The following is a 12,888-nucleotide window of genomic DNA, read 5'->3' as shown; positions in this document are numbered from 1 at the left end:
TCGTCTCCTGGGAGCAATCAGACTAACGGTCCGGCACCCTGGGTGACGGAGGAACACCTCTACAGTGGCCCGATCGTGCGCATGACGTGACATCCGGCGTCGGCCGGGCCACCCCCGGGCGCTCGGTAGGCTGACCTGGAAGGTATGTCCTCTACGGAAACGGGTTTGCGGCGATGGCCCACGCGGTGACTCCCACCACGAACGGCGGCCCGGTGGCCTACGAGCAGGCACTGGCCGAATACGAGCCGGTGCTCGGTCTGGAGACCCACATCGAGCTGGGTACCGCTTCGAAGATGTTCTGCTCCTGCCCGACCGGGTTCGGGGCGGCGCCCAACACCCAGGTGTGCCCGGTCTGCCTGGCGCTGCCCGGCTCCCTGCCGGTGGTCAACGCCAAGGCCGTCGAGGGCGCCATCCGCCTGGGCCTGGCGCTGAACTGCTCCATCGCCCCCTGGGGCCGGTTCGCCCGGAAGAACTACTTCTACCCGGACATGCCGAAGAACTACCAGATCTCCCAGTACGACGAGCCGATCTGCGTCGACGGGTACCTGGACGTGACCGTGGACACCCCCGAGGGCCCGCGCGAGTTCCGGGTGGAGATCGAGCGCGTCCACATGGAGGAGGACACCGGCAAGACCTCCCACGTGGGCGGGGCCACCGGTCGCATCCACGGCGCCGAGTACTCCATCGTCGACTACAACCGCGCCGGCATCCCGCTGCTGGAGATCGTCACCAAGCCGATCACCGGAACCGGCGGGCTGGCCCCGCTGGTGGCCCGCGCCTACGCCGCCGAGCTGCGCGACCTGGTCCGCTCCCTGGGCATCTCCGACGTCCGCATGGAGGAGGGCTCCATGCGCTGCGACGTCAACGTCTCCATCAACGAGCGCGGCGCGAGCGAGTGGGGCACCCGCAGCGAGACCAAGAACGTCAACTCCCTGCGCTCGGTCGAGCGCGCCGTCCGCTCCGAGATCGAGCGGCAGGCGGGCGTGCTGAAGTCGGGCGGCAGGGTCGTCCAGGAGACCCGCCACTTCCAGGAGCACCTCGGGTCCAGCGTCTCGGGCCGGAGCAAGGAGGAGGCGCAGGACTACCGCTACTTCCCCGACCCCGACCTGGTGCCGGTCGCCCCGTCCCGGGAGTGGATCGAGGAGCTGCGCGCCACCCTGCCGGAGCTGCCCGCCGCCAAGCGGGCCCGCATCCGCGCGGAGTGGGACCTGAGCGACACCGAGCTGCGCGACCTGGTCAACGCCGACGCCGTCGAGCTGGTGGAGGCGACCGTCGCCGCCGGGGCGCCCTCGGCGGAGGCCCGCAAGCTGTGGCTGAACGAGCTGTCGCGCCGCGCCACGGAGCAGGAGGTGGAGCTGGCGGCCCTGCCGATCACCCCCGCCCAGGTCGCCCGGATCATCGCCCTGGTCGCCGAGGGCACGCTCACCAACAAGCTGGCCCGCCAGGTCGTCGAGGGCGTGCTGGCCGGTGAGGGCGAGCCCGACGAGGTCGTGGAGGCCCGCGGTCTCAAGGTCGTCAGCGACGACGGCGCCCTGGGCGCGGCCGTCGACGCCGCCATCGCCGCCGACCCCGACGCCGCCGACAAGGTGCGCGGCGGCAAGGTCGCCGCGGCCGGGGCCCTGGTCGGCGCCGTCATGAAGGCGACCCGGGGCCAGGCCGACGCCGGACGCGCCCGCCAGCTGATCCTGGAGAAGCTGGGCGTCGCCTGACCCGGTGTGCCCGGCGCCACGCCGGGCGCGTGACGGGGCCCGTCGCGCATCCCCTAGGGTTCATGGGTGTGCCGCGGTTCCGGGAGGGGAACCGCGGCGCGCCCTGTGAGCACCGGGGAGCCGGGCGTCCGCAACGGCGGTCACGGTGGGTGACGACACCGTCGTCATCTCTCGTCCGGTCCTCAATCGCCATGTGACCTTGGTTGCGTAGGGTTGCGATCGCACGGTGGTGCCGCGGTCGATGCCGCCCGCCCGCCACCGGTCCGCCCCGGTCCCGCGAGCTCGGCGGTCCGCGCGCCGGACGCCCGAGAGCGCCCGGAGCCGTCACGACGCGAGGTGGGTGCTCCATGTCCGAGGAGAGAGCGCGTCCGCGGCGATCCGCCGCGGAGTCCACTGCTCGCCCACTGGGAGGTCGGTAATGGGAACCCGGGCACGTCGCCTGTCGGTCAGCGGGCTCGTCGTCCTGTTCCTCGTCTATGTCGCGGCGACCCTGGTCCCCGTGGGGGACGGCACGGTCGCGACCCTGCTCGGCGAGTGGCCCGCCTCCGCGGCCGCGGGAGCGGCCGGCGTGTCCCTGCTGCTGGCGTCCCGCCGCTGGGCGGCGACCGGCGCCGACCGTGCGGCGCACGCCGACGGCGCGGACGGGCCCGCGGCACTGCGCAACCTCGGCTTCGCCGCGCTCGCCTGGTGCGCGGGCGGGGTCACCCACGGCATCACCCGGCTGCTCAGCTCCGGATCGGTGCTGTCCCTGACCCTGGGGGACCTGTTCTCCCTGGCGGCGCTGCCCCTCTTCGTGGTGGGCTTCACCCGTTTCGCCCCGTGGCCCGGCGGACTGCGCACCGCCCTGCGGCACATCACCGACAGCTACGTGTGCGCGGCCGCCGTGTTCTCCGTGGTGTGGGTGCTGCTGTTCTCGCCGCTGTACCACGAGCTGGGCGAGGGCGCGGGGGTGCTGGGGTTCGCCCTGGTGTACCCCGTGGCCGACATCGCGGTGCTGTGCCTGCTGGTCCCGCTGGTCTTCATGTCGCCGCACAGCACCCGGCGCGCGGTGCTGCTGGCGATCGGCGCACTCATCGTCATCGCCGCCGCGGACATGATCGGCGCCATCACCCGCCTGACCGGGCCCCCGGTGGCGGGCGGGCTGGAACACCCGGTCCGCTTCCTGGGGTTCGCGCTGATGGGCGCGCTGCCGTGGCTGGTGGAGCACCGGCCCGGCGCCCGGCCGCGGAAGATCACCGGCCGGGGCCTGTACCGGTTCGCCCCGGAGCTGGCCGCGGTGGGCGCGGTCGCGATCGCCGCGGTGGTGCTCACGGTGGCGGGCCTGCGGCTGCCGGGGGTGGCCCCGGTGCTGCCGCTGGCGGCGGGGACCGCGGTGGTGGTGCTGCTGGTGCGCATCCTCGGGATGCTGGAGGAGAACGCGACCCTCACCCGGATGGTGCGCAACCGCGAGGGGCACTTCCACGAGCTGGCCCGCAACAGCGGCGACGTCATCCTGGTGCTGGACCGCGACGGCGGGGTGTACTACGTCAGCCCGGGCACCGCCGAGGCGTTCGGGTACCGGCTGGACGACGTGCTGGCCGCGCCGGTGACGGCGCTCATCCACCCCGAGGACATGGAGCGGACCGAGGCGGTCACCGCACTGTTCGACGAGCGCGACGGCAAGGGCGTCCACCTGCGGCTGCGGGTGCGCGCCGCGGACGGCACCTGGCGGCACACCGAGTCCACGGTCTCGCTGTACGAGCAGCCGGCCGAGCCGGACCGGCTGCTGGTGACCACCCGCGACATCAGCGCCCAGGTGGCGCTCCAGGACGAGGTCGAGCACCTGACCTTCCACGACGGGGTGACGGGGCTGCCGAACCGCGCCTACCTGGAGGAGCGGGCCAGCGACGTGCTGGCGCACCGGGCCATCAGCGACGAGCCCACCGGCGACATCGCCGTGCTCTTCCTGGACCTGGACGGGTTCACCGCGGTCAACGACTCCGCCGGGCACGTGCGCGGCGACCACCTGCTGGCGCAGGCGGCGCGCAGGCTGCGCGGGGAGCTGGAGCCGGGGGCGACGCTGGCGCGCTGGGGCGGCGACGAGTTCGCGGTCCTCATCGAGGGGATCCCGCGGGCGCAGCGGGTGGTGGACCTGGCCGAGAGGTTGGGCCGGGTGATCGCCTCGGAGCCGTTCCAGGTGGCCGACCGGGAGCTGGTGCTGACGGCCAGCCTGGGGGTGGCGTTCGCCGAGCCGGACACCGACAGCGGCGACCTGCTGCGCAACGCCGACGTGGCGCTGACCCGGGCCAAGGAGCGCGGGCCGGGCAACGTCGAGGTGTACGCGGCGCACATGCACGACACGGTGGTCTCCCGGCTGGAGCTGCAGATCCGGCTGCGCCGGGCGCTGGCCGACGGGGAGTTCTTCCTGGAGTACCAGCCGATCGTGGACCTGGGCACCTCCCGGGTGACGTCGGTGGAGGCGCTGGTGCGCTGGAACCGGGACGGCGAGGTGGTGGGCCCGGACGGGTTCCTGGGCGCCGCCGAGGAGTCCGGGCTGATCGTGCCGCTGGGGGAGTGGATCCTGCGGGAGGCCTGCGAGAAGGTCGCGGTGTGGCGGGTGTCGGACTGGGACATCGGCCTGTCGGTGAACCTGTCGGTCAAGCAGGTGCTGTCGCCGCGCTTCGTGCGGACGGTGGAGTCGGTGCTGGCCGACTCGGGCCTGTCCGCCGAGGTGCTCACCCTGGAGGTGGACGAGGACGTCCTGCTCGACGGCGGGGGCGAGGCCGTGCAGCACCTGGCGGAGCTGCGGGAGCTGGGCGTGCAGCTGGCCATCGACGACTACGGCATGGGGTACGCCTCGCTGGCGCACCTGCGCAGGCTGAGCGTGGACGCCATCAAGGTCGACCCGTCGTTCATCGCCGACCTGGGCCGCGACGACACGGTCACGCTGCTCACGCACACGATCATCCAGCTGGGCCGCGACCTGGGCGTGCAGGTGGTGGCCGAGGGCATCGAGCGGCCGGAGCAGCTGGAGCACCTGCGGGCCATGGGCTGCGACCGCGGCCAAGGCTTCCTGGTGGCCCGCCCCATGGCGGCCTCCGGCGTGGAGTCCCTCGTGGGCGGCGAGGCCGGCGCCAACCTGTAGCACCGGAACTCCGCCGGTCGGCGGGACGTTCTCCGGTCGGACACGGGGCGGGAGTGCGGGGGCGCGGATGGAGCGGGCGAAGGTCGTCGTCGTGGGGGCCGGGATGGCAGGGCTGGCGGCGGCCCGGGAGCTCCGGGAGACGGGCGTCGGCCCGGTCGTGGTGCTCGACGGGGCGTCGGGCCCGGGCGGCCGGGTGGAGGCCCCGGTGCCGGCCGGCGTCGAAGGGCTCTCCCCGGTCCCCATGGCCGTCCGGCGCGGCGAGTCCGAGCTGCTGGAGCTGGCCGGGGAGCTGGACGTCCCGCTGGAGGAGATCCCCGGGCGGGGCGACCTGAGGGACCTGCGGGTCGGCGAGGACGGCGAGGTCTCGGCCAGCCGCGACAACCTGCCCGTCTCGTTCCCGTGGTGGAACCGCTTCCACAACGAGTGGCTGCTGGACAGGTTCGGCAGGCTCGCCGAGGGCATCGACTTCGCGGACCCGTGGAACTCGGCGAAGGCCCGCGACCTCGACGCCCAGACCGCCCGCTCCTGGCTCCGCGAGCATGCCGCCGACGCGGGGGCGCTCGAACCGCTGGAGGAGTCCCTCACCCTGGAGGCAGCCCTGCCCGCGGGGCGGGTGAGCCTGCTGTGGCTGCTCGCCCACTCGGGCCCGGACCCGGCCCAGGAGGAGCCGCTGTTCCTCCTGGACGCCCGCCTCCTGCTACGGCGGATGGGGGTGGAGGTCCGCACCGGGCACCACGTCGATCTGGTCGAGCAGGACGAGGACGGGGTGCGGGTCAGCGGCGACTGGGGCGTGTGCGCCGCCGACCGGGTCGTGCTGGCCCTGTCGCCCGCCGACGCGGACCGGATCGGGTTCTCACCCCGGCTGTCGGGGCGCCGGCTGCGCATGCAGCGGCAGTGGCCGCAGGCCGGGGTCGTCCTGACGGAGCTGGTCTACTGGAGGCCGTTCTGGCGCAACTTCGGGCTGTCCGGCCAGGTCTTCTTCGACGACGGGGTCCCGGCCTGGTGCTGCGACCTCAGCCCCTCGGACTCCTCCCACGGGCGGCTGCTGGCGTTCACCTACACGTTCGGCGAGCACGCACCGCTGGGCGCCGACCAGGACGCGGTGGACCAACCGGCGCTCCACCGGGGCCTGCTCCTGGAGAACCTGGCCCGCGCCTTCGGACCGATGGGCGCCAAGCCCCTGGCGGTGGCGGAGACCTTCCCGGACACGGGTCCCTACAATGCCGCCTACCGGTCGCCCATGCCGCCCGGGTTCCTGACCGAGTACGGCCCGGTGCTGCGGCGTCCCGTGGGCCGGGTGCACTGGGCCGGAACGGAGACCGCGGACTTCCCGCGCAACGGCGACCTCGGGGGCGCCCTGTCCAGCGGCCGCCGGGCGGCGCGGGAGGTGGCCCGCGCGCTGCGCCGCTGACCCGCCGCCCGGCCCGTGCCGTCCTGTAGGGCAATTCGTAACCAATGTGGAAATAGCGCCGTTCACCTGCGGGAACACTGGTGTGCTCGCTACTTTTCCGGTATGCCTTCCCTCAAGCACGAGTTCCCACTCGACCTGATCCGCCACGATCCGGCGTCCGCGGTGGAGCTCCTCCGTGAACTCACCGGTGAACCCCTGCCGGAGTTCACCCGCGTCCGCTGCGACGCCGCCGAGGCCACCAGCACGGCCGTGACCCGGCTGACCTCCGACTCGGTGGTGGTCTGCGAACGGCCGCCCCACCCACATGAGAAGGGGGACGACCCGGTTGCGGCTCTGGCGATCATCGTCGAGCCGCAGAACAAGCGGGACGACCGCAAGTACTACCGCTGGCCCGCCTACGTGGCCAACACCCGCATGCGCCTGGAGTGCCCGGTGGCGCTCCTGGTGCTCACCCCCACGTCGTCGCTGGCCGGGCACTTCGCCGAGCCCATCGATCTGGGGTGTGGTGAGATCCGACCCCTGGTCCTGGCCCTGGACACCCTCCAGCCGATCACCGACCCGGAGACGGCTGCGGCCCGGCCGATGCTGACCATCCTGTCCCTGGCGAACAACCCGCCCGTGGGCGAGGACGAGGCCGTGCTGTCCGCGTTGAACGAGGCACTGAAGAGCCTCGATGGCCCGTCCACCTCGCTGTACTCTGACTATGTGCTCGCGGCCCTGACGGCCACGGCCCCCGGAATCCTGGAGACGCTCATGAAGCTGAAGGACTACGAGTTCAAGACCGAGTTCGTCGGACGTCTCTTCCGCGAGGGAGAAGCCAAGGGCAAGGCGGAGGGCAAGGCCGAGGCGGTGCTCACGGTGCTCGGGGCCAGGGGCATCGAGGTCTCAGAGGAGGCACGGAAGCGCATCGAGGGCACGACCGACCTGGGCCTGCTGGACGTCTGGCTCGCCAGGGTGGGCGGTGCCGAGCGGGTCGGGGACCTCTTCGGCGAGCGTTCCGACGAGGCCCGTTAAGCCGGGCTAACGGCCGGACCCCAAGGTCCCTGTCACGTGTTCTGTGTTACACGTGACGGGGGCTTTTTTCGCATTCATCCTGGTCAGGGGGGTGCGGGGGAGGCGCGGGCGGCCGTATGATGACATCGACGTCTCACGATTCGAGACAATATGAAGTTCTTGTTGACGGGTGGACGCATCTTCGGCCAAGGTTGGGAGCGTGAAGAGCAACTCCCTGATTCTCGTACTTGGTCGGCGCGCAGCCCACTGAGTCACTTCTGCTGCGCGCCACCCCTCGACCGCCACGGGCGGTGGGGGTTTTTTTATTGCCGCACCAGACCACGACGAGTCAGACCCACCAGACGCCAGAGCCCCCGTGCCGCTCTGGACCCTCGCGAAGGATCTTGAGATGACCGAGCAGATGACCGGCGCACAATCGCTGATCAGGTCGCTGGAGCAGGTCGGTGTCGACACCGTCTTCGGGATTCCCGGGGGCGCCATCCTCCCCGCCTACGACCCCCTCTACGACTCCGCGAAGGTGCGCCACATCCTCATGCGCCACGAGCAGGGCGCCGGTCATGCCGCCGAGGGCTACGCGTACGCCACCGGCCGACCCGGCGTCTGCATGGCGACCAGCGGCCCCGGCGCCACGAACCTGGTGACCCCCCTGGCCGACGCCTACATGGACTCGGTCCCGATGGTCGCCATCACCGGCCAGGTCGCCTCCCCGATGATCGGCACGGACGCCTTCCAGGAGGCGGACATCTGCGGCATCACGATGCCGATCACCAAGCACAACTTCCTGGTCAAGGACGTGCGCGACATCCCGCGCACCGTCGCCGAGGCCTTCCACATCGCCTCCAGCGGCCGCCCCGGCCCGGTGCTGGTCGACATCTCCAAGGACGCCCTCCAGGCCGGTGCCGAGTTCGTCTGGCCCGAGCGCCTGGACCTGCCCGGCTACCGCCCGGTCACCAAGCCGCACGGCAAGCAGGTCCGCGAGGCCGCCCGGATGATCCTGGACGCCAGGCGCCCGGTGCTGTACGTCGGCGGCGGCGTCCTGCGCGCCGGCGCCGCGGCCGAGCTGCGCATCCTCGCGGAGCTGACCGGGGTCCCCGTCGTCACCACGCTGATGGCCCGCGGCGTCTTCCCCGACAGCCACCCCCAGTTCGTCGGCATGCCGGGCATGCACGGCGACGTCACCGCCGTCGGCGCGCTGCAGAAGGCCGACCTCATCGTCGCCCTGGGCGCCCGCTTCGACGACCGCGTCACCGGCCGCCTGGACAGCTTCGCCCCCGACGCGAAGATCGTCCACGCCGATATCGACCCGGCCGAGATCTCCAAGAACCGCCACGCGGACGTCCCCATCGTCGGCGACTGCCGCGAGGTGCTCGCCGACCTGGTGGTCGCGGTCCGCGCCGACCAGGAGAAGGGCCGGGCCGGAGACTACGGGGCCTGGTGGCAGCAGCTGGGCCGGCTGCGGGAGACCTACCCCAAGGGCTACGACGTCCCCGAGGACGGCAGCCTCGCCCCGCAGATGGTCATCGAGCGCCTGGGCAAGGTCGTCGGCCCCGAGGCCACCTACGTCGCGGGCGTCGGCCAGCACCAGATGTGGGCCGCCCAGTTCATCGGCTACGAGCGCCCCGGCGCGTTCGTCAACTCCGGCGGCCTGGGCACCATGGGCTTCTCGGTCCCCGCCGCGCTGGGCGCCAAGGTCGGCGACCCCGACCGCGTGGTCTGGTCCATCGACGGCGACGGCTGCTTCCAGATGACCAACCAGGAGCTGGCCACCTGCGCCGTCGAGGGCATCCCCGTCAAGGTCGCCGTGGTCAACAACGGCAACCTGGGCATGGTCCGGCAGTGGCAGACCCTGTTCTACGAGGGCCGCTACTCCAACACCGACCTGCAGACCTCGCCCCGGGACGAGAAGGTCCGCATTCCGGACTTCGTCAAGCTGTCGGAGGCGTACGGTTGTGTCGGCCTGCGGTGCGAGCGCGCCGAGGACATCGACGCCACCATCGAGAAGGCCATGGCGATCAACGACGTCCCCGTCGTCGTCGACTTCACGGTGAACCACGACGCGATGGTCTGGCCGATGGTCGGACCCGGCGTCAGCAACGACAACATCCAGTACGCGCGCGACATGGCGCCGAGCTGGGACACCGAGGACTAAGAGGAGCAGGCCGACCACCATGAGCCGTCACACGCTTTCCGTTCTGGTGGAGGACACCCCGGGCATCCTCGCCCGCGCCTCTGCCCTCTTCTCCCGCCGCGGGTTCAACATCGACTCGCTCAGTGTCAGCACCACCGAGTATCCGGGCCTGTCCAGGATGACGATCGTGGTCAACTGCGACCTCCACCCCTTGGAGCAGGTGACCAAACAGCTCAACAAGCTGATCAACGTCGTCAAGATCGTGGAGATGGACACCACCGCGTCGGTCCAGCGCGAGCTGCTGCTCGTGAAGGTCAAGGCCGACGCGTCGAGCCGCACCCATGTGCTTCAGACGGCCGAGCTGTTCCGCGCGCACGTCGTGGACGTCAGCCCGGACGTCGTCGTCATCGAGGCCACCGGCGACCCCGAGAAGCTCGATGCCCTGGTGAAGAACCTGGAGCCGTTCGGCATCCGGGAACTGGTCAAGTCAGGGCTGGTCGCCCTGGGACGCGGGCCCCGGTCGATCACCGACCGCTCCCTGCGGGCGGTCGAGCGCACCGCCTGAGGATCCCGGCACCCGGACACGGACGGGTGCCCCCGCGTCCCCCAACGAATGTGAAGAACAAGGAGCAACCCCAAGTGGCAGCACAGATGTACTACGACGACGCCGCGGACCTCGGGCTCATCCAGAGCAAGAAGGTCGCCGTGATCGGTTACGGCAGCCAGGGCCACGCGCACGCGCTGTCGCTGCGGGACTCGGGCGTCGACGTTCGGATCGGTCTGGCCGAGGGCTCCAAGAGCCGCGCCAAGGCGGAGGAGGAGGGCCTGCGGGTCCTCACCCCGGCGGAGGCCACCCGCGAGGCCGACGTCATCATGATCCTGGTCCCCGACCACATCCACCGGGACCTGTACGCCGCGGAGATCGAGCCCAACCTGGAGTCGGGCAACGCCCTGTTCTTCGGCCACGGCTTCAGCATCCGCTACGGGTTCATCACCCCGCCCGAGGGCGTGGACGTCGCCATGGTCGCCCCCAAGGGCCCGGGCCACCTGGTCCGCCGCCAGTTCGAGGCCGGGCGCGGCGTGCCCTGCCTGGTCGCGGTCGAGAAGGACGCCAGCGGACAGGCCTGGGACCTGGCGCTGTCGTGGGCCAAGGGCATCGGCGGCACCAAGGCCGGCGTCATCAGGACCACGTTCAAGGAGGAGACCGAGACCGACCTGTTCGGCGAGCAGGCCGTGCTGTGCGGCGGCGCCGAGGAGCTGGTCAAGGCCGGTTTCGCCACCCTGGTCGAGGCGGGCTACCAGCCCGAGGTCGCCTACTTCGAGTGCCTGCACGAGCTGAAGCTCATCGTCGACCTCATGTACGAGGGCGGCATCTCCAAGATGAACTGGTCGGTGTCGGACAACGCCGAGTACGGCGGCTACACCCGCGGCCCGCGCGTCATCACCGGGGAGACCCGCGAGGAGATGCGCAAGATCCTGCGCGAGATCCAGGACGGCTCCTACGCCAAGGAGCTCATGGACGAGTTCGACGCCGGGCAGCCGACGTTCACGAAGCGCCGCGAGGCCGAGCAGAACGAGCAGATCGAGAAGGTGGGCGCCGAGCTGCGTCCGCTGATGAGCTGGCTCAAGGGCTGACCGGAGTCCTCCTGAGACGGGGGTGGGAGGCTTCGGCCACCCGCCCCCTTCGGGCTTCCCTACCCCCGCAGTAGACTTTGTTCCGGCCGTCCTCACCCGATCTCGGTAGGGCCTGACCTGCGTGAATCGGGACGCACCACCCGAAAAGGAACCCCTGTGTCCAAACCCGCCGTACTCGTAGCGGAAGAACTCTCGCCCGCCGGAATCGCTCTGCTCGAAGAGGACTTCGAGGTGCGCCGCGTCGACGGCGCCGACCGGTCCCTGCTCCTGCCGGCCCTGGCCGACGTGGACGCCCTCATCGTCCGCAGCGCCACCAAGGTGGACGCCGAGGCACTGGCCGCGGCCCCCCGCCTCCAGGTGGTCGCCCGGGCCGGCGTCGGCCTGGACAACGTGGACGTGGAGGCCGCCACCAAGGCGGGCGTGCTGGTGGTCAACGCCCCGACCTCCAACATCGTCAGCGCCGCCGAGCAGGCCGTGAACCTGCTGCTGGCCAGCGCCCGCAACACCGCCCCGGCCCACAACGCGCTGGTCAACGGCGAGTGGAAGCGGTCCAAGTACACCGGTGTGGAGCTGTACGAGAAGACCGTGGGCATCGTCGGCCTGGGCCGCATCGGCGCCCTGGTCGCCCAGCGCCTGCTGGCCTTCGGCACCGAGGTCATCGCCTACGACCCCTTCGTGCAGCCCGCGCGCGCCGCGCAGATGGGCGTGGAGATGACCACGCTCGACGACCTGCTCGGCCGCTCCGACTTCATCACCATCCACCTGCCCAAGAACAAGGACACCCTGGGCCTGATCGGTGACGAGGCGCTGCACAAGGTCAAGCCGACCGTGCGGATCATCAACGCGGCGCGCGGCGGCATCCTGGACGAGGACGCGCTGTACCGGGCGCTCAAGGACGGCCGGGTCGCGGGCGCGGGCATCGACGTGTTCGCCAAGGAGCCCTGCACCGACAGCCCGCTGTTCGAGTTCGAGAACGTGGTCGTGGCCCCGCACCTGGGCGCCAGCACCCACGAGGCGCAGGAGAAGGCGGGCACCCAGGTGGCCCGCTCGGTCAAGCTCGCCCTGTCCGGCGAGTTCGTGCCCGACGCGGTGAACGTGCAGGGCACCGGCGTGGCCGAGGAGATCAAGCCGGGCCTGCCGCTCACCGAGAAGCTGGGCCGGGTCTTCACCGCCCTGGCGGGGGCGCTGCCGAGCCGTATCGACGTCGAGGTGCGCGGCGAGATCGCCGCCCACGACGTCAAGGTGCTGGAACTGGCCGCGCTCAAGGGCGTGTTCGCCGACGTCGTCGAGGACACGGTGACGTTCGTCAACGCCCCGCTGCTGGCCAAGGAGCGCGGTGTCGAGGTCGACCTCGTCACCAGCGACGACAGCGGCGACTGGCGCAACCTCATCGCGGTCCGCGGCGTACTGGCCGACGGAACCCGGGTGTCGGTGTCGGGCACGCTCACCGGCCCCCGCCAGATCGAGAAGCTGGTGGAGGTCAACGACTACACCCTGGAGATCGGCCTGGCCGAGCACATGGTGTTCCTGTCCTACGACGACCGCCCCGGCGTGGTCGGCAAGGTGGGCGCCCTGCTGGGCGACGCGGACGTCAACATCGCCGGGATGCAGGTGATCCGGGACCAGGAGGGCGGCAAGGCGCTCATCGCGCTGACCGTGGACTCCGCGGTGCCGGACCCCATCCTGGCCTCGATCTCGGGCGAGATCGACGCCGCGGTGACCCGCCAGGTGGACCTGGAGGACTGACCCCGGCCGCGCCGAGGACCCCGGAGGGGCCGCACCGTGAGGTGCGGCCCCTCTTCCGGTGTTACACGGCTTTTCTTTGGATTCGCCTTTTCTGTGCACTCTGGGTTCGGTGAGGGTTTTC

Annotated in this window: 8 protein-coding genes; all 8 read left to right on the top strand. The window is 71.4% G+C overall.

Going from position 1 to position 12,888, the window contains the following annotated elements; all coding sequences use genetic code 11:
* Window positions 1-212: 212 nt before the first annotated feature.
* The 8 genes from gatB to serA all read left to right on the top strand — a co-directional run bounded on the left by gatB (window position 213) and on the right by serA (window position 12,767).
* Complete coding sequence (gatB, locus tag ACSUPR_RS11340; RefSeq protein WP_436891973.1) at window positions 213-1,709, top strand: Asp-tRNA(Asn)/Glu-tRNA(Gln) amidotransferase subunit GatB; 1,497 nt, start codon at window positions 213-215, stop codon at window positions 1,707-1,709.
* A 418-nt stretch (window positions 1,710-2,127) separates the two neighbouring features.
* Window positions 2,128-4,833 (top strand): putative bifunctional diguanylate cyclase/phosphodiesterase, encoded by a 2,706-nt coding sequence (locus ACSUPR_RS11335; RefSeq protein ID WP_436891109.1) that lies wholly within the window; start codon window positions 2,128-2,130, stop codon window positions 4,831-4,833.
* A gap of 67 nt (window positions 4,834-4,900) precedes the next feature.
* Window positions 4,901-6,244 (top strand): flavin monoamine oxidase family protein, encoded by a 1,344-nt coding sequence (locus tag ACSUPR_RS11330; protein ID WP_436891107.1) that lies wholly within the window; start codon window positions 4,901-4,903, stop codon window positions 6,242-6,244.
* Between the two features lie 102 nt (window positions 6,245-6,346).
* Entirely contained in the window at window positions 6,347-7,258 is a 912-nt protein-coding gene (locus tag ACSUPR_RS11325; RefSeq protein ID WP_436891106.1) for a hypothetical protein, read from the top strand.
* A gap of 388 nt (window positions 7,259-7,646) precedes the next feature.
* The gene (locus tag ACSUPR_RS11320; RefSeq protein ID WP_436891104.1) at window positions 7,647-9,407 is read left to right on the top strand and encodes an acetolactate synthase large subunit; all 1,761 of its coding nucleotides are present in this window, start codon (window positions 7,647-7,649) and stop codon (window positions 9,405-9,407) included.
* A 19-nt stretch (window positions 9,408-9,426) separates the two neighbouring features.
* Window positions 9,427-9,951: an acetolactate synthase small subunit gene (ilvN, locus tag ACSUPR_RS11315; RefSeq protein WP_220563144.1), complete on the top strand. Its 525-nt coding sequence runs from the start codon at window positions 9,427-9,429 to the stop codon at window positions 9,949-9,951.
* Window positions 9,952-10,025: 74 nt separating this feature from the next.
* Complete coding sequence (gene ilvC / locus ACSUPR_RS11310) at window positions 10,026-11,021, top strand: ketol-acid reductoisomerase (protein WP_436891103.1); 996 nt, start codon at window positions 10,026-10,028, stop codon at window positions 11,019-11,021.
* 156 nt (window positions 11,022-11,177) lie between these two features.
* On the top strand, window positions 11,178-12,767 hold the full coding sequence (serA, locus tag ACSUPR_RS11305; RefSeq protein WP_436891102.1) for a phosphoglycerate dehydrogenase: 1,590 nt from the start codon (window positions 11,178-11,180) through the stop codon (window positions 12,765-12,767).
* Window positions 12,768-12,888: the final 121 nt, after the last annotated feature.

The sequence above is a fragment of the Nocardiopsis dassonvillei genome (assembly GCF_964273065.1).
Lineage (GTDB): Bacteria > Actinomycetota > Actinomycetes > Streptosporangiales > Streptosporangiaceae > Nocardiopsis > Nocardiopsis dassonvillei_B.
The sequence above is the reverse complement of the archived record's forward strand: the minus strand, read 5'-3'. Positions and strand labels throughout refer to the sequence as shown.